Source organism: Thermodesulfobacterium sp. (genome assembly GCF_030445475.1).
Taxonomy (GTDB): Bacteria; Desulfobacterota; Thermodesulfobacteria; order Thermodesulfobacteriales; family Thermodesulfobacteriaceae; genus Thermodesulfobacterium; species Thermodesulfobacterium commune.
The window spans coordinates 1-17,091 of the sequence record NZ_JASUTP010000031.1; the positions used below are offsets into that span (position 1 = coordinate 1).

The following is a 17,091-nucleotide window of genomic DNA, read 5'->3' on the forward strand; positions in this document are numbered from 1 at the left end:
TTTGATACCCTCTTTTGATTCAATTTTTGAGATTTCACTTAAAACTTTTTCTAAATCTAAGTCTAAGTTCCTCATTTTAAAAACCTCCTGGTTAGTTTAGTTTTTCTAAATTCTATGTTATCATTAATTTAAAAATAAAATTTTTATTATGCCTCTAAAATATTTTATTAAGCCACACAATTTATATTCTACTCCCAAAAGTAACTAAGGAATATGATTTTTAAAGTCTGCAAATTACAGGAAAATTTTTGATTTTATTCTCTATCAGCAAATTTACAGACCTCGTAGTTAGTTGACTTTTTTAAGTTTGATGTTATCGTTATAATTAAAATTATATTCTAATCCTAAAATTCCTTCACAGGAGGAAAACCATGTTTGAAAGGAAAATAAACATCTATGAGGTGTTTGAGGTTAAGGGTAGAGGAATCTGTTATTTTGGGGTAGGTGCTCTAAAGAAGATGAAAGACATCGCAAAGGAACTTGCAAGCCAAGACATTAAGCGAGTGCTTGTAGTCACGGGTAAAAGCGCCTATAGAACTTGCGGGGCCTGGGACGTGGTGGTGAAGTGCTTTAACGAGACAGGAATAGAATATATCCATTACGACGGAATTACTCCCAATCCCACAGTGCAAGAGATAGACCAGGCAGTGAAGCTTGGGCTTGAGTTTGGGGCTCAAGCTGTTCTCGGGATCGGCGGAGGTAGTCCAATTGATTCCGCCAAGGCGGTAGCGGTACTCCTTGAGCATCCTGGAGTGTCAGCGGAGAAACTTTTCACCGGTGAATTCATGCCGGAGCGGGCAAAGCCCATCCTTGCCATCAACACCACGCACGGAACAGGCACAGAAGTCGACCGTTATGCAGTGGCCTCAATAGTTGAAAAAGGCTACAAGCCTGGTATAGGGTTTAATTTCACTTATCCCCTTTACTCCATTGATGACCCAACGCTCACAACCTCTCTATCTTACGAGCAGACCCTCTACACCACCGTTGATGCTCTCAATCACGTAATTGAGGCTTCCACTTCACAGCTTCGCAACCCATACACCGTTCTTCTTGCCAAGGAGACTGTGAGGATCATCGCTCACTATCTACCTCAAGCCTTAATCAAGCCTGATGACCTAAACGCCCGTTACTGGTTGCTCTATGCGTCAATGCTTGCTGGGATAGCTATTGACACAAGCATGACGCATCTCACTCACGTGCTTGAACACCCTCTAAGCGCGCTGAAACCAGAACTTGCTCATGGCCACGGACTTGGAATTCTCCTTCCTTCAGTGCTGTTGGAAATCTATCCTGCTATGCCTGAGATCCTTGCGGAAGTCTTAAGTCCCATCGTCCCTGACCTTCTTGGCATCCCTGGAGAGAATGAAGAAGTGGCCTTTGCCGTTGAAGGATGGTTAAGAAACCTCGGTCTCAGGGAAAGGCTTTCAGAAGTTGGTTTTTATGAGGAGGATGTAGAGAAGCTGACTGAACTTGCCATGTCTACTCCACTTTTGAGTCAGGGCTTGTTAAACGCTCCCGTAAAGGTTAATGAGGACCTTATAAGAAATATCTATCTTAACTCGCTCTAAGGAGAGAAATTAAAAAGCCTTGAAGAATTGGATCCCCCCACCTGACCCAATCTTCTTTACTCCTGGTGGGGGTTGGTACAACTCCAAGTCCCCCTTGTCAAAGGAGCATTTAAAAATAAAGCCTCTTGTTCTGCAGGGGCATCATATGTTTATACACCTTATATTAAAATATAAATTAAAGAATAAAAAAGGGCTCCTCTAAAAGATAGATAGAATGTGTAATTTAGCATTAACCTCAAGAATAGGTATTTTCAGAGATTTAATACCTTAGGTGTCAGTCAAACCAAAATCTTGCCGAATTTATACAGTCTTTGAAGTCTCTAAACCTTTCAGAAAATGAGAAAAAAGAAATAAGATTATGTTATTCTTCTGATGAGACTAACGTTATAGCTATACTGAAAACCCTCAGACCTATCTCCTATTTTCTCTCTTTGTTAGAACATCAGGTATATTTTGAAATATTGAAGAACAATCGCTTAACGATTTACTTTCAACCTATCGTTGACCTTAAAAACCGAAAGATTTATGGGTTTGAATGTCTAACAAGGGGGGGTTAAGGGAAACGGTGAGATTTTAAGCCCAGGATATCTCTTTGAAGCTGCTCGGGTTACAGATACTCTTTTTTACCTTGATAGAAGTTGTAGAGAAACAGCCATCAAATTAGCAGCTGTAAAAGGGCTTAAAAACTACAAGGTTTTTATAAACTTTCTTCCTACAGTTATCTATGACCCTCAATTTTGTTTGCAAAGTACCATCAAATGGGCCTATCAACTCGAGTGGATCCCAGATAACCTTGTTTTTGAGGTAGTTGAAACTGAGAAAATAACAGACCTTTCTCACCTAAGAAACATACTTGATTACTACCGAAAAAATGGATTTCAGGTAGCCCTTGACGATGTAGGCACAGGTTATAGCTCGCTTGATGCTCTTATTAATCTGTATCCAAATTACATAAAAATAAGTCGAGAACTAATCAGGGAAATACATCTAAACCCTATCAAAAGAGACCTCATTAAGGCCTTGGTTGAGGTAGCCACAGCTCATAACATCTTAGTGCTTGCTGAAGGTGTTGAAACCTTAGAAGAAGCAAAAAGCTTATATAATTTAGGTATCTATCTTATGCAGGGATTTTTGTTTGCTAAACCCAATCCAGAACCAATATATGAATTACCTATGTTAAAAAACTTCACACTTTAACAAATCTTATTTCTAAAAAATAAAATTAAGACTTGAATTTTTTATGGAATCTGATAACTTTATCTAAACTTTTAAAAGTTAACTTAGGTTTACATAATTTATGCCATCCATTTCAGAGCTATTTTTTTTATTTAAAAAATTTTGTGTATTTTTCTTTCGTCCCTCAAGTTTAATTTTTTTGTTCTTATTAACTGTAAGTATATATGTTATTCTTGGTAAAAGGAGAGGAAGAAGAAGATTTTTTCTTTTTGTAGCAGTTGCCTTATACTATCTTTCAACTACTCCATTTTTACCTTACTTTCTTTTAAAACAGTTAGAAAAAAACTATCCTGTACCTTCTCAACAAGAAATAACAAAGGCTGAGAAGATAATAGTTTTAACAGGAAGGATTTACGGTCAAAAAGACCTTTCTTTAGAAGAAAGGTTTAGTAAAGAGACTTTAGTTAGATTTTTTAAAGCTTTAGAGTTAAAAAAACTTTATCCTGAAAAAAAAGTTATAATTGTTGGAGGGTCATACGAAACCCCTGACTCTAAGGGAGCTTCTTATCTCAAAGAATTTGCTAACAAATTAGGTTATCAGGTAGAGGCTGTGGATATCCCTTTAGATACAGAAACCAGCGTGAAAGCTATTAAAAATTTACTCCATTCTCCAGAAGAGAAGTTTCTTTTGTTAACTTCTGCCTATCACCTTCCAAGAACTATGCTACTTTTTAAAAAAGAAGGATTATTTCCTATTCCTTATCCTACAAACTATAACCATAAACTTTGTAAGCCCGAACTCTCTGTTACTACCTTTTTCCCAAACGACCTTTATCTTAACCTGACCAATCTGGCATTTCATGAATATCTCGGTCTACTCTTTTATAAACTTAAGTACATATTCTTTTAAAATTGAGGTAAAAATGGAGAAACTAAAAGAAAAAGTCTTAACGATAGGAGAAAGTTCAAGAAAGACTCAAGAAGAGTTTTTAAGGACTGAAGCTACTAAGATTGTTGAAGTGGTGCTGTTAGCTAAGGAGGTAATCCTTCAAGGTGGGAAAATTTTAATTTTTGGTAACGGAGGAAGTGCAGCTGATGCACAGCATTTAGCAGCAGAATTAGTAAACAGGTTTAAAAAAGAAAGAAGACCTCTTCCAGCAATCGCCCTCACCACCGATACGTCAATCCTTACCGCCGTTTCTAACGATTATGACTTCTCTCAGGTGTTTGTAAAACAAATTTTAGCCTTAGGAAAAAAAGGAGATTTAGCTTTAGGAATTAGCACCAGCGGGAATTCTCCCAATGTTATAGAAGGCTTAAAGGTTGCTAAGGAGCTGGGACTTTATACCGTGGGGTTAACCGGAGGCACTGGAGGTAAGATGAAGGCTTTTTGTGATCATCTGATAGTTGTACCAAGCAAAGAGACCCCTCGTATCCAGGAAGGTCACTTGCTTTTCCTTCATCTTTTTTCTGAATTGCTCGAAGATCTTCTTTTTCCTAAATAACCATGCTTTTAGCTATAGAAACCTCTTGTGATGAAACAGGGGTGGCTCTTTTTTCCGAAGATGGAAAACTTATTTCTCACCTCCTCTACTCTCAAGTAGCTATTCATTCTCCTTTTGGCGGGATTGTACCAGAAATTGCCTCAAGAAAACAACTTGAGGTGCTTTATCCTCTTATTAAAGAACTTTTAAAACAGAATAATATCGAAATTTCACAACTCAAAGCTGTGGCAGCTACTTTTGGGCCAGGATTGATAGGTTCTCTTTTGGTAGGTGTGTCCTTGGCTAAAGCGATTAGTTTTGCCCTTAAAATACCTCTTATCGCGGTAGACCATCTCCAGGCCCACCTTTTAGCAGTATTTTTAGAAAAGGAAATAGAGTTTCCTTTTATAGGATTACTTGTGTCTGGAGGACATACAGCCCTCTTTTTAATAAATTCTTTTTTTGAATTTTATGTCATCGGACATACTAAAGATGACGCAGCAGGAGAGGCTTTTGATAAAGTAGCCAAACTCTTAGGATTACCTTATCCCGGAGGGCCGATAATAAGTCAACTGGCTGAAAAAGGAGATCCTAAGGCTATAAATTTACCAAGACCTTTATTAGAAGATAAATCTTTAGATTTTAGCTTTTCTGGGCTTAAAACAGCTGTGTTAAACTACATAAAAAATCATTCTTACAGGGTTGAAGACCTTTGTGCCGGGTTTGAAGAGGCTGTATGTGATGTGTTAGTTTATAAAACCTTTAGAGCCGTCGACCTTTTTAAAGTGCCAAGAGTGGTAGTAGCAGGTGGGGTAGCTGCTAACAAAAGATTGAGGCAAAGGTTTAGAGAAAAGGCCTTTAATACTGGAGTTGAGATCTATTTTCCCTCCTTAGAATTTTGTACAGACAACGCAGCCATGGTAGGTCTGCTAGGTTATAAACAATGGCAAGAAAAAAAATATGCAGACCTAAATACAGAAGCTTATGCTAGGGCTGTTTTTAAAAAACTTTCTATTCCTTAACCTCTTCTTTTATCCCTAACTCTTTTATCTTCTTTTGAAGATAAGCACGCTCTATTCCTATCTCTCTTGCGGTATGAGAAATGTTTCCTCCATACTCTAAAAGCTTTCTTTTAATAAACTCTTTTTCAAAAAGTTGTTTAGCAGACTTAAAATCTTTTTCTCTAAACCAAGGTTGGTCTTGAGAAGAAAAATAATCCTTTCTTTTTAAAAGACTTTTAAAATCTTCAGGAAGGTCTTCATAACCTATCTCTCTTTTGTTTGAAAGAATGACCAACCTTTCTATAAAATTTTTTAACTCTCTTACGTTTCCTGGCCAATGATATTCCATCAAAGCAGAAAGGGCATCCGGTTTAAGATATTTTCTCCCTGAGGCTGTTTTATAACTCATCTCTTCTAAAAATTCTTCTACCAAAACAGGTATATCTTCTTTTCTTTCTCTTAACGGAGGTATATAAATAGGAAAGGCATTAAGGCGGTAATAAAGGTCTTCTCTAAAAGAACCTTTTTTTATACACTCTCTTAAATCTTTATTAGTTGCTGCAATAATCCTTACATCGACCTCTATAGAACGTGTTCCTCCAAGCCTTTCAAACTTTTTCTCTTGTAAAACCCTTAAAATTTTGGCCTGAGAAGGGAGGCTCATATCTCCTATTTCGTCAAGAAAAAGGGTTCCACGATTAGCAAGCTCTAATTTTCCTGCCTTTGAGGTAAAGGCACCGGTAAAAGCCCCTCTTTCATATCCAAAAAGTTCGGCTTCTATAAGAGTATCAGGTATAGCAGCACAATTGACCTCTACAAAGGGTTCTTTAGCTCGATTAGAATAAAAATGAATAAGTTTAGCCACTACCTCCTTTCCAACTCCTGATTCTCCTAAAATAAGGACAGTAGTATCAGTTGGGGCTACTTTATAGATAATCTCTCTTAGGGATTCAATCGCAGAAGAAACCCCTGTTAATTTAACCTCGCCAAGAAGCTTTTCTCTTAATCTTTTGTTTTCTTCTTCTAAGGAACTAACCTTTAATGCATTCTCTAAAGTAACAATTATTCTTTCGTAAGACAGAGGTTTTTCTATAAAATCAAAAGCTCCCATCTTAATAGCTTTAACCGCTGTCTCTATGGTACCATGACCTGAAATAACAATAACCGGTAAATACGGATACAATTTTTTGATAGTAGCTAAAATCTCAAGTCCGTCTGCATCCTTCAGCCAAAGGTCTAAAAAAACCGCATCTGGAGGCCTAAGATTTATTTCTTTTAGAAAATCTTTAGCATAGAGAAAAGTCTTAACTTTATAGTTCTCATCTTTAAGAATGTCTTCTAAAACTTCTAAAATTCCTATTTCATCATCAACTATCCAAATCTCTTTCATATTTTATTAAAATATGACTTTGTTTCAGAAAATGTCAAGAAAATCTTAACTTAAATAGGTATCAAGGAACATCATGGTAAGGAATCCTAAGCCAAACCCCAAGGAAGAATAATCTGTGTTTGCAGCCTTTTGAGCCTCAGGAAGAAGCTCCTCTATGGTTACAAACATCATAGCACCAGCGGCAAAACTTAAAGAATAAGGCAAAAAATAAAACGAGTAAGATACCACCCCAAAGCCTATCAAAGCAAAAATCGGTTCAACCACGGCTGAAAGAAAACTCAAAGTAAAAGCCTTAGGCTTAGACATGCCACTTAATTTAAGGGTTAAACCTAAGGCTAATCCTTCTGGTATATTCTGTATCCCTATACCTAAAGCCAAGTTTATGGCCTCTTGGATAAGATATCCCTCTTGGTTTATACTACCAAAAGCAACCCCGACAGCCAACCCCTCAGGGATATTATGCAAAGTAATGGCTAAAAAGACCAAAGCACTAACGTTTAAAGAAACCTTAAAACCTTCTGTTTCCTCCTTAGAACTAAAAAGATGTAGGTGAGGAACCATCAAATCAAGTAACCTTAAAAATAAAACTCCTAAAACAAATCCTATACCTACCGAAACGAAAGAAGGGAGAGTTAAATTTTTAGCCATCTCTAAAGCAGGAGTTAACAAAGACCAAAAGCTTGCTGCTATCATTACCCCAGCTGAAAAACCTAAGGATACAGAGAAAAACTTAGGGTTTGGTCGTTTTAACAAAAAAACTCCTAAACTTCCGATGCCTGTAGCAAACCAAGTAAACATCCCTGCTAAAAGTACGTAAAACATGTCAATAACCTTACCTCTGAGGATGGTTTTTATAAGACGGAGCAGGTTTTTGGGGTAAATACTCTATCTTCGGGTTAAACACCGCGTTAAAGATACTTTTTTTAATTCTTGGATCAAGAGAGTAAACATGCTCCTTAAGCCATTGCTCTAAAAACTTTCTCTTGGTTTTATCAGAAAAAGGGCAAGGGTTCTCTAAAATCTCCCAACCTTGGGCTTTTACAAATCTTGAGAGCATATCTTTTTCTACAAAAATAAGAGGCCTTATAAGATAAACCTTTCCTTTAAACATCTCCTGAACAGGCAAAATGGTAGAAAGTTCTCCGTGATAAAAAAGGTTGATAAAAAAAGTTGTCAAAAGGTCATCTTTATGATGCCCAAAGGCTATCTTGTTTGCCTTCCAGGTTTCAGCTAACTTAAAAAGATGTTTTCTTCTATGCCAAGAACAAACAAAGCAAGGAGAGGTAATCTTTTTTTCCGCAACCTCTAAAGCCTGCTCCCCACAGTTAGTTTTTTCTACAAAAAATTCTATATCTAAACCCTGACAAAATCCTTCAAGCCACTTAACTCCCCTGTTATAAACTTCTTTATCACAGGGAAATCCCATGTCTAAATGCACACCTATCAACCTGTAGTCTGCTCTTAACTTTTTTCTCCATTCACTTAAAAAATAAGCCAAAGCTAAACTATCTTCTCCCCCAGACATAGCCACTATGATTACATCCTCAGAGGATAACATTTGATATCCAAAAATAGCCCTCCCTACCAACCGTTTTATCTTGTTATAAAGGCTCATATCAAGTCTTTATAATATTAAAAAGGGATTTTTATCTCTGGGTTTAAAAGATTTTCAGGGTCAAATACCTTTTTAAGACCTCTCATAAGTTCTAACTGAAGAGGGGTTAGTTCCCATGCTACAAATGAGCGTTTTACATAGCCTATGCCATGTTCACCAGAAAGGGTTCCTTTCAGGTTTAAAACCTCTTTTAAAATAGCCTTCCTTAAGGACTTAGCCTCTTCTTCCTTTTCTGAAGAAAAAAGAAGATTTACATGAAAATTTCCGTCCCCAGCATGACCAAAACAGCATACATAGATCCCCTTTTCTTCTTCTAACTTCCTGATCTTCTTTAAAAACTCTTTCATGTTTCGTCTTGGTAAAACCACATCATCTGAAATCTTTCTTTCCCCTAACACCCTTATCGAAGGAGAAACCGCTCTTCTTATCTCCCAGAGGGATTCTATTTTTTCTTCTGTATCAGCTTTATGGTAAAAAATTCCTTTCATTTGATATAACTCCTCTACCTTTTTCAGCTCTTTCTTAACCGACTCTACCGTTCCGTCTAGCTCTAAGAAGAGAAGAGACTTTACCTTTTTGTCATGTAGTTCTATTTGTTTGTTTTTTGATAAAGCTAAAAGAGTGGTCTTGTCTATAAATTCTGCAGAAGCAGGAGTGATAAGGGCTTTCAAAAGCTCTGAGATGATTTCTAACGGTTCTTCTTCTTTCTCATGGTACGATAACAAAAGGACCCTTGTTTCTGGTAAAGGCACAACCTTTAAGACTATCTCAGTAAAAACCCCTAAGGTACCTTCAGACCCCACAAAAAGAGGGGTAAGATTATAACCAACTACTCCCTTAAGGGTCAATGGACCTGTCCAGAATATCTTCCCTCCTGGCAATCCTACTTCTAAAGCTAACACATAGTCTTTAGTTGTTCCATACTTAAGACCTCTTGGGCCTCCTGCCCCTGTGGCTACATTTCCTCCTATCGTAGAGTAATTATAACTTGCCGGGTCAGGGGGATAAAAAAGGCCAAACTTTTTTAGATAGTTTTTAAGTTCTCCATTAAGTACACCAGGTTGAACCACAACTATCCTTTCTTCTAAGTTTAGTTCTAAAATTCGGTTCATACGCTCAAAAGACAAAATAAGACCCTGTGTATGAGAAACCGCACTACCTGTGGTTGCAGTCCCAGCACCTCTTGGTACCAAAGGTATTTTATATTCTGCGATAAGTTTTAAAACATCTACTACCTCTTCTTTTCTTTCAGGAAAAACTACCGCTAAAGGTACCCCGATAGCCGCAGAAGAATCAAACGAATAAGCTATAAGGTCTTTTGGTTGAGTAAAAACCTTATTCTCTCCTAAAATATCTTTCAGTCTCGAAAGAAATTTAGAGAAAGATTTCATCTGAGGTTTCAAATTCGGTATCTAAATTCTTATCGTTCAACTCTAAGCTAATTTCTTTTACTAGATAATCGAGTTTTGTTCTTAATGTAACATCCTTCTGTATTTTTTGCTCAAAGGTTTTAAGATTATAGATGATCGTAGAGTGTTGTTTTTTAAAAATCTGCGAAATGTCTTTTAGAGGCTTTTTAAGAACATTTCTAAGAAGATAAATAACTACCTGACGTGAAAGGGAAAGATCTTTTCTTCTGGAAGAGGAAAAAAGGTCTTCTTTAGGTATACCAAAAAATCTACAGGTAGTTTCTATGATAAAATCCACTGAATCAGAACTATCCTTCAAACCTATTTCCTCGATAAGTTCTTTGGCTAAGGTTAAAGAAACAGGTTCTTTTAATAAAGAAGCCCTAGCAATAAGCCCTAAAACTACACTTTCTATCTGCCTCACGTCCCCCCTTACTTTTCTTGCTAAATATTCTATTACTTCGTACCCTAAGTTATATCCTAATTTTTTAGCTTTATGTTTTATAATCTTTTTGCGGGTTTGAAAATCTGGTGCGTTAAGTTTAATGATTAGCGAAGAATTTAACCTTGACCTAAGAGAACTTTCTATACTGTTTAGTTCCTGTGGCATCTTGTGGGAAGTAAAGATTACAGTCTTTCCCTGGTCTAAAAGATAGTCTAAAAGAAAAGCAAGTTCATTCTGAGTATACTCTTTCCCCGCAAAGAAATGGATACCCTCTAACAACAAAACCTCACAATACTCTTTAAAGTGTTCTTTAAAAGTTTCTATCATCCCAGATTTAAGATACTTTATCATATAGTTTAAAAAATCTTGGGCAGTAAGATAGTATACTCGATTAAACCCTCGACTAAAGAGACTATTTCCTACTGCTTGGGTAAGATGAGTTTTACCTAAACCAAAGTTCCCATAAAGATAAATCAAATATCCCTTCGGCCTTTCTTCTGCTACTTGATAGCAAATATTATAAGCAAATTCATTACATTTCCCTACCACAAAATCCTCAAAGGTATATTTAGGACTGAGTTTTCTTCCTATCAGACTTACAGGATTATAAGGTATGATTAACTGCTCTGCCTTAGGGATTTCACGTACTACAAATCCATATCCTGTCAACCCATATTCTGCTGTTACCTGGTTTAATAAGGTTGAATAGTTTTCCTCTATCCAGTTTTTAGTAAACTCGTTTGGAACCTCCAGAATAAGCTTCCCATCAACCACCTCTCCGTTAGTAGCCTCAAACCATACCTTAAATATAGGCTCTGGTAACAACTCCTTTATCTTCCCTTTAACTAAAGACCAGCTAACAGACATAATACCTCCCCATACTTCTTAAGTGAGTATCTTAAGTGACCAAAAAGATACTAAAGATTCTTAATTTTTAAGACCTCTATCCTGTATTATTTAATTTAAACAAAGTCCTTGAGATTTTCAAATTTTAGAAAAGATGGTTTAGGTCGGTTTTTATTTTTTATTTTAATTTTTCTTTTTAACGAAAAATCAAATAGTTATAAAAAAGCAACCAGTGAACTTTAGTAAGGATAAAGGATTTAAGGTTAAGTTTTTATTAAAAGCCAAGGGGATAGTTTTTAACATCTCTTTTTTTCTTTACCGTTTTCTGTTTTTTGTTTTTTTTCTTTTTTTTTAGTTTTTAACATAAAAGTAGAGGGTTAAAACAACATACAGTTAACTATATATTAAAACAAGCTATATATTGTAAATCACTCTTTTTAACAAGGGGTGGGTTTGTTTTATAGCAATCCTTTCTCTTTACAGGACATCTATTTAAAAAAACACATCTATTAGAAGTAGGAGGGTTAAGTTCTACTTCTATTTCGGGAATTACCTGAGAGGAAGCAAAGGGATCAAGATAAGACTGTATAAGAAGCTCGGTATACGGATGATGGTTAAGACGTTTCAAAAAACTTTTATGGCATAGCTCTACCAAAGTCCCGAAATATATTACCCCTATCCAGTCAGCAAGATAAAAAACCACAGGCAAGGAATGGCTTATTAAAAGATAGCTTAGTTGGTAACGTTCTTTTAAAGTTTTCATAAGTTCAAGGATTTGTGCTTGAATGGTTACGTCTAACGCAGAGGTTGGCTCATCAAGCACTAACAACTCAGGGTTAACCATCAAAGCCCTGGCTAAAGCTACTCTTTGACGCTGGCCTCCGCTTAACTCATGAGGATATTTTTCTAACACTGAATTATCAAGCCCTACCTGGTTTAAAAGCTCTTGAGCCTTACTTAATCCCTCTTTTTTATCAGGACTTACGTTAATGAGATAGGGTTCTAAAAGGGCTTCTTTTATCTTATAACGAGGATTTAAAGATGAATAAGGGTCTTGCAAAACAGCCTGAACCTTCGGCCTTAAGGCTTTATAGGTTTTTCTATCAAGATTTTTCAAAGAAATACCAAACCAAAAAACTTCTCCCTCGTCTGGGGTTTCAAGGCCTAAGACTATTTTTCCAAGGGTTGACTTACCACATCCACTTTCCCCTAAAATCCCTAACACCTCCCCTTTTTCTATCTTTAAACTCACCCCTCTTAAAGCCACTACTTTATAAGTTTTTAACCCCCCTAAAACCTTTACATGATAGGTCTTCCATATATTTTTAACTTCCAGTATAGGTTTATTCATACCTAAAACATCTCACCCAATGTTGAGGAACAACCTCTAACAATTGAGGATGATAAGTTTTACCTTTTTCACAGGGATTATCACAACGAAGCTGATAATAACAACCTTCGGGCTTTTTAGAAAGTTCTACCACCCCTCCTTTTAAATCTACCTTAAACTTCCCTTCTTTAGGATAGGAGTTTATTAAAGCCTGCGTATAGGGATGTAAAGGGGTTAAAAATAACCTTTCTACCGGTGCAAGTTCTACTATCTCTCCTGCATAAAAAACAGCAACTCTGTGGGCTATCCATCTTATAACCCCTAAATCATGAGAAATAAACACTATCGTTAGGCCTCTTTCCCTGTTTAGTCTTTTTAACAAGTTTAAAACCTGTATTTGCAGGGTTGGGTCGATGGCAGTAGTAGGTTCATCGGCTACCAAAATTTCAGGATCTCCGGCAAGGGCTATGGCTATCATTATCCTTTGTCTCAACCCTCCAGAAAGCTGATGGGGATAACTTTTTAATCGTATCTCTGGGTCTGAAATCCCAACTTCTTTTAAAAGATTTAACATCTTATCAAAACGTTCTTTCTTAGTAAGGTCAGGTCGATGAGCCTTTAAGACTTCTTCTAATTGTTCTTTGATAGATAAAACCGGGTTTAAGGAACTTAAAGGATCTTGTAAAATTATAGCGACTTTTTTACCTCGTATTTGACAAAGTTCTTTCTCTTTTAAAGAATAGATAGGAATTCCATCTATCCAAACTTCGCCTGAATAGTAAGAAATTCCGGGAGGAAAAAGTCTAAGGAGAGAAAACCCTGTTAAGGTTTTCCCACATCCACTTTCTCCTAAAACTCCAAGGACCTCACCTTTTTTGACCTCAAAACTTACCTTTTCTACTAAAGGAACGCGCTTATAGGTTAACCCTAAGGTAAGGTCCTTTACTACTAAAAAAGGATTCACCCTCTAAGTCTCCAGAGAAACCTCTCTGGTAAAACCTATCTTCAACCTCCAGAACAAGCTTTTATCTCAGCAGCCATGATTTCATAGGGAGTAGCTGGTCTTGCCTCTAACACTTTAAGAGTAATCACCACATTTTTACCTGCGGCAGGATGGTTGAAATCTGCTTTTATTTTATCCCCGTTGACCTCAAGGACTTTAAACGAAATCCTTGCTCCATAAGGACTTACTTCATCATACCATTCCCCTACCTTTACTTTTTCCGGATGCTTAAGACTGCTCATCTCTACCTCTTTTATTAAATAAGGAAGATGTGGCCCATAAGCTGACTCAGGAGGAAGCACTATTTTAACTTCGTCTCCTTCTTTTTTACCTAAAATCGCCTCTTCTATAACCTTAGGAATAGGCTCCCTTCCTAAAATAAAAGAGGTTTCAAGCCCCTGAGAAAACCATTCTGGAGCTTTTTCCTCTTCAAGACCTAAACGATAGAAAATTTTAACATAAAAATCTTCTCTAATTTCTCCCATACTTTCCCCCAATAAATTTTAGTATTTTACTAAAAAATTTAACCATGCTTTAATAAAAATTCAAGCAGAGCCATATGAAACCACATCTTATTTTCTGCTTGATCCCAAACTACGGAATATTCACCTTCTAAAACTTCTTCTGTAATTTCTTCTCCTCGATGAGCTGGCAAGCAGTGTAACACGATAGCCTCTGGACTGGCAAGCTTTATAAGGTCTGCGTTAACTTGATAGGGTTGAAAAACTTTTTTTCTGGTTTGAGCCTCTTCGTCTTGCCCCATACTAATCCAAACATCAGTATTGATAACGGTAGCCCCTTTTACCGCTTCTTTGGGGTCGTGTAAGATTTCTATCTGTAAATTATACTTTTGTTTTAACTCTTCTATAAAATCCTTAGGTGGTTCATAGCCCTGAGGAGAAGCTACAGTGATTTTAAAACCAAGCACTGCGGCTGCTTCTATCCAGGAACAAGCCACGTTGTTTCCATCACCTATCCAAACCACCTTTTCTTTAGCAAGATCTCTGCCTTTTTCTATTACCGTTAAAATATCAGAAAGGGCTTGACAGGGATGATGAAGGTCAGAAAGCCCATTAATTACAGGAATGGTTGCATACTTGGCAAACTCTTCTATCGTCTGATGGCTATAAGTTCTTAAAACAATAGCGTCTAAATACCTGGAAAGAACCCTTGCGGTATCCTTGATGGGCTCTCCTCGAGCAAGCTGTAAGTCTCTTGAAGAAAGAAATAAACTATTTCCACCCAGTTTTATCATCGCTGATTCAAAAGAAAGACGCGTTCTGGTAGAGGGTTTTTCAAAAATCAACCCCAATATTTTACCTTTTAAAGAATCCTGAGGGTAGCCCTTGGTTTTAAACTCAAGAGCTCTTGATAATAAAATCCAAATCTCCTCTCTATCGAAGTCACAAACTCTTAAAAAATGTCTCCTCTTCATATTTTTTACCCCTTATGATAAACTATCAAAATTTTTCTACTAAAAACTATAGAATTTTTTAATTTTTAAACATATTTTTTTGATTTTGTAAAGTGTTTTTTCAAAAATTTTTACCTTTGAGGTAAAAGGTCTTTCTGCCATTAAATTTCTCCAGTTAAATGGTTTTTCAGATTTGTGATTTTTTTAACAAGACACTTTATTTTTTTTTATAATCATAGTAAATTATTTCAAATAAAATAGAATAATTAAAAACGAGGTGGGACATGGTTGAGATTAGATTGCATGGAAGAGGTGGGCAGGGGGCAGTTACCTCTGCTGAGCTTATCGCGGTTGCTGCCATCTCCCAGGGAGATTATGCCCAAGCCTTCCCAAGTTTTGGCCCTGAAAGAAGGGGAGCTCCTGTTCAAGCCTTCGCAAGAATCGACAAAAACCCTATCCGCTCAAGAGAAAAAATCTATGAACCTGACGTAATCCTCGTCCTTGACCCTACCCTACCCAAAATCGTTAACGTAACCCAAGGCCTTAAACCCTCTGGTATCGCCATCCTTAACTCCCATCTCCCTGAACCTGAACTCCGTAAACTCCTTCATAACTTCCAGGGTAAAATCGCTGTCGTTGATGCTACCAAAATCGCCATCGAAGAACTGGGACTACCCATCACCAACACCACCATGCTCGGTGCCTTCCTTAAAGCTACAGGTCTTGTCTCTCTTGATGCCATCGAACAAGCTATCACCGCACGCTTCGGTCGCTTAGCCGAAAAAAACATCAAAGCCCTCAAAAGGGCTATCGATGAAACCAAAATCTATTAAAAGGAGTTAAGCCATGCCAAAAGATCAGGGTCTTATGAGCTGGAAAGAACTTGCACCTGGTATGTATATCCTCGAACCAGGCAACTCTAAAAAATTTAAAACCGGTGACTGGAGAGCCTTTAGGCCTGTCCTTGACAAAGATAAATGCATCAAATGCGGTATGTGCTACATCCTCTGCCCTGACATCTGCTATCAACAAGACCAGGATGGCTTCTTCATCTGTAATCTTTTCTACTGCAAAGGCTGCGGCATCTGTGCCGCTAACTGCCCTAAAAAAGCCATTACTATGGTCTTAGAGGAGGAATAACATGACTAAAAAAGTCGCCAAAGAAGTCTCTGTTGCCGTGGCTGAGGCTGTCGCACAATGCAACGTAGACGTCATCTCAGCCTACCCCATTACCCCTCAAACCCACATCGTAGAACACCTCGCTGAACTTGTTAACAACGGTGAACTCGATGCCGAATACATCCCCGTTGAATCAGAACACGCTGCCATGAGTGCCTGCATCGGGGCTGCTGCAACAGGTGCCAGAACCTTTACTTCCACCTCTTCTCAAGGCCTGCTCCTCATGTATGAAAACCTCTTCATCGCATCTGGTCTACGCCTCCCTATCGTCATGGCTCTTGTCAACCGCTCAGTCTCAGCACCTATCAGCATCTGGAACGACCACTCTGATGTGATGTCCATGAGAGATGCTGGCTGGATCCATTTCTTCGCTGAAAACGGTCAAGAAGCCGTTGACCTCATCTACCATGCCTATAAAGTCGCCGAAAAAGCCCTGCTTCCTGTTGCCGTAAACATCGATGGATTCATCCTCTCCCATGTGGTCGAACCTGTCACCTTCTTAGACCAAAACTTACTCGATAAATACCTACCACCCCTTAAAATGAAATACAAACTTGACCCCAAAAACCCTATAACCATAGGTGCTATCGGTGTCCCTGAAATCTATACTGAAGCTAAAAAAGCTCAGGATGAGGCCCTTAAAGCCAGCTATAAAATAATCCTTCAAGCCTGGAAAGATTTCGAAAAACTTACCGGAAGAAGGTATCTCCCTGTTGAAACCTATCAGATGGAAGATGCTGAGGTAGCTATCGTCATCATGGGTAGCCTTGCTGAAAACGCCATGAATGCCGTTGATATCCTCAGGGCTAAAGGTAAAAAAGTAGGAGTGGTAAGAATCAGACTCTGGAGACCCTTCCCTACCAAAGACTTCCTCAAAGCCATCGGTAAAGTCAAAGCCCTTTGCGTGGTTGACAGGGCTGTCAGTCATGCCTCAACCGGTGGACCCGTAGGCATAGAAGTACGCTCTGCCCTATATCAGTCCAACAAAAGACCTCGTGTCCTTAACCTGATTGCTGGTCTTAGCGGCAGAGATGTTACCAAAGAAGACTTTGTTGAAATCTTCGAAAAAACCTTTGAAACCTTAAGTAAAAAACCAACCACACCATATGAAATCTACGGTGTAAAGGAGTAAGCCTATGAGACCAGAACTCAAAAACTTTAAAGGTTTTACCTTAAAAAACTTACCTGAATATGAAGGCTTTGCTCAGGGCCATAGAGCCTGCCAGGG

Annotated in this window: 17 protein-coding genes; 8 read left to right on the forward strand and 9 right to left on the reverse strand. The window is 37.8% G+C overall.

All coding sequences use genetic code 11. The features are described from left to right. The first annotated feature begins 371 nt into the window (after positions 1-371). From PWP26_RS07440 to tsaD, 5 genes are all read left to right on the forward strand, one after another. Entirely contained in the window at positions 372-1,571 is a 1,200-nt protein-coding gene (locus PWP26_RS07440; protein ID WP_022856122.1) for an iron-containing alcohol dehydrogenase, read from the forward strand. A gap of 570 nt (positions 1,572-2,141) precedes the next feature. After that, complete coding sequence (locus PWP26_RS07445; protein ID WP_273019959.1) at positions 2,142-2,768, forward strand: EAL domain-containing protein; 627 nt, start codon at positions 2,142-2,144, stop codon at positions 2,766-2,768. A gap of 178 nt (positions 2,769-2,946) precedes the next feature. Next, complete coding sequence (locus tag PWP26_RS07450; RefSeq protein WP_158506214.1) at positions 2,947-3,657, forward strand: YdcF family protein; 711 nt, start codon at positions 2,947-2,949, stop codon at positions 3,655-3,657. A gap of 13 nt (positions 3,658-3,670) precedes the next feature. Continuing rightward, a complete protein-coding gene (locus PWP26_RS07455; RefSeq protein ID WP_038062731.1) occupies positions 3,671-4,252 on the forward strand; it encodes a D-sedoheptulose 7-phosphate isomerase in 582 nt (193 codons plus the stop codon). A gap of 2 nt (positions 4,253-4,254) precedes the next feature. Continuing rightward, a complete protein-coding gene (gene tsaD / locus PWP26_RS07460) occupies positions 4,255-5,253 on the forward strand; it encodes a tRNA (adenosine(37)-N6)-threonylcarbamoyltransferase complex transferase subunit TsaD (protein WP_000922704.1) in 999 nt (332 codons plus the stop codon). Here the strand turns inward: tsaD and PWP26_RS07465 are convergent. From PWP26_RS07465 to argF, 9 genes are all read right to left on the reverse strand, one after another. After that, complete coding sequence (locus PWP26_RS07465) at positions 5,243-6,622, reverse strand: sigma-54 dependent transcriptional regulator (protein ID WP_038062735.1); 1,380 nt, start codon at positions 6,620-6,622, stop codon at positions 5,243-5,245. The genes tsaD and PWP26_RS07465 overlap by 11 nt on opposite strands. A gap of 45 nt (positions 6,623-6,667) precedes the next feature. Then, positions 6,668-7,444, reverse strand: coding sequence for a ZIP family metal transporter (locus PWP26_RS07470; RefSeq protein WP_301399333.1), 777 nt, complete (start codon positions 7,442-7,444; stop codon positions 6,668-6,670). Positions 7,445-7,454: 10 nt separating this feature from the next. After that, on the reverse strand, positions 7,455-8,237 hold the full coding sequence (locus PWP26_RS07475) for an ATP-binding protein (protein WP_051754447.1): 783 nt from the start codon (positions 8,235-8,237) through the stop codon (positions 7,455-7,457). A gap of 17 nt (positions 8,238-8,254) precedes the next feature. Then, positions 8,255-9,628 carry an FAD-binding oxidoreductase gene (locus PWP26_RS07480; RefSeq protein WP_287568738.1) on the reverse strand — a complete coding sequence of 458 codons (1,374 nt, stop codon included), beginning with the start codon at positions 9,626-9,628 and terminating at the stop codon, positions 8,255-8,257. Continuing rightward, positions 9,612-10,958, reverse strand: coding sequence for a chromosomal replication initiator protein DnaA (gene dnaA / locus PWP26_RS07485; protein ID WP_273010630.1), 1,347 nt, complete (start codon positions 10,956-10,958; stop codon positions 9,612-9,614). Before dnaA ends, PWP26_RS07480 begins: the two co-directional genes overlap by 17 nt. Before the next feature lie 376 nt (positions 10,959-11,334). Continuing rightward, positions 11,335-12,288, reverse strand: a complete 954-nt coding sequence (locus PWP26_RS07490) for an ABC transporter ATP-binding protein (RefSeq protein ID WP_273010631.1) — start codon at positions 12,286-12,288, stop codon at positions 11,335-11,337. Next, a complete protein-coding gene (locus PWP26_RS07495) occupies positions 12,281-13,231 on the reverse strand; it encodes an ABC transporter ATP-binding protein (protein WP_273010632.1) in 951 nt (316 codons plus the stop codon). Before PWP26_RS07495 ends, PWP26_RS07490 begins: the two co-directional genes overlap by 8 nt. 41 nt (positions 13,232-13,272) lie before the next feature. After that, on the reverse strand, positions 13,273-13,755 hold the full coding sequence (locus PWP26_RS07500; RefSeq protein WP_038062752.1) for a peptidylprolyl isomerase: 483 nt from the start codon (positions 13,753-13,755) through the stop codon (positions 13,273-13,275). A gap of 38 nt (positions 13,756-13,793) precedes the next feature. Beyond that, entirely contained in the window at positions 13,794-14,705 is a 912-nt protein-coding gene (gene argF, locus PWP26_RS07505; RefSeq protein WP_038062755.1) for an ornithine carbamoyltransferase, read from the reverse strand. A gap of 263 nt (positions 14,706-14,968) precedes the next feature. On the opposite strand from argF, the gene PWP26_RS07510 reads away from it, so the two are divergent. From PWP26_RS07510 to PWP26_RS07520, 3 genes are read left to right on the forward strand one after another with little or no spacing between them, the layout of a single operon-like run. After that, on the forward strand, positions 14,969-15,517 hold the full coding sequence (locus PWP26_RS07510; protein WP_038549504.1) for a pyruvate ferredoxin oxidoreductase subunit gamma: 549 nt from the start codon (positions 14,969-14,971) through the stop codon (positions 15,515-15,517). A 13-nt stretch (positions 15,518-15,530) separates the two neighbouring features. Further along, a complete protein-coding gene (locus tag PWP26_RS07515; protein WP_301399335.1) occupies positions 15,531-15,824 on the forward strand; it encodes a 4Fe-4S binding protein in 294 nt (97 codons plus the stop codon). 1 nt (position 15,825) lies between these two features. After that, a complete protein-coding gene (locus PWP26_RS07520) occupies positions 15,826-16,995 on the forward strand; it encodes a transketolase C-terminal domain-containing protein (RefSeq protein ID WP_038549774.1) in 1,170 nt (389 codons plus the stop codon). The last annotated feature ends 96 nt before the right edge of the window (positions 16,996-17,091 follow it).

Coding starts and splice junctions, on each gene's coding strand:
- PWP26_RS07440 (WP_022856122.1), top strand. CDS start 372: ATGTTTGAAAGGAAAATAAACATCTATGAGGTGTTTGAGGTTAAGGGT.
- PWP26_RS07455 (WP_038062731.1), top strand. CDS start 3,671: ATGGAGAAACTAAAAGAAAAAGTCTTAACGATAGGAGAAAGTTCAAGA.
- tsaD (WP_000922704.1), top strand. CDS start 4,255: ATGCTTTTAGCTATAGAAACCTCTTGTGATGAAACAGGGGTGGCTCTT.
- PWP26_RS07465 (WP_038062735.1), bottom strand. CDS start 6,622: ATGAAAGAGATTTGGATAGTTGATGATGAAATAGGAATTTTAGAAGTT.
- PWP26_RS07470 (WP_301399333.1), bottom strand. CDS start 7,444: ATGTTTTACGTACTTTTAGCAGGGATGTTTACTTGGTTTGCTACAGGC.
- PWP26_RS07475 (WP_051754447.1), bottom strand. CDS start 8,237: ATGAGCCTTTATAACAAGATAAAACGGTTGGTAGGGAGGGCTATTTTT.
- PWP26_RS07480 (WP_287568738.1), bottom strand. CDS start 9,628: ATGAAATCTTTCTCTAAATTTCTTTCGAGACTGAAAGATATTTTAGGA.
- dnaA (WP_273010630.1), bottom strand. CDS start 10,958: ATGTCTGTTAGCTGGTCTTTAGTTAAAGGGAAGATAAAGGAGTTGTTA.
- PWP26_RS07490 (WP_273010631.1), bottom strand. CDS start 12,288: ATGAATAAACCTATACTGGAAGTTAAAAATATATGGAAGACCTATCAT.
- PWP26_RS07500 (WP_038062752.1), bottom strand. CDS start 13,755: ATGGGAGAAATTAGAGAAGATTTTTATGTTAAAATTTTCTATCGTTTA.
- argF (WP_038062755.1), bottom strand. CDS start 14,705: ATGAAGAGGAGACATTTTTTAAGAGTTTGTGACTTCGATAGAGAGGAG.
- PWP26_RS07510 (WP_038549504.1), top strand. CDS start 14,969: ATGGTTGAGATTAGATTGCATGGAAGAGGTGGGCAGGGGGCAGTTACC.
- PWP26_RS07515 (WP_301399335.1), top strand. CDS start 15,531: ATGCCAAAAGATCAGGGTCTTATGAGCTGGAAAGAACTTGCACCTGGT.
- PWP26_RS07520 (WP_038549774.1), top strand. CDS start 15,826: ATGACTAAAAAAGTCGCCAAAGAAGTCTCTGTTGCCGTGGCTGAGGCT.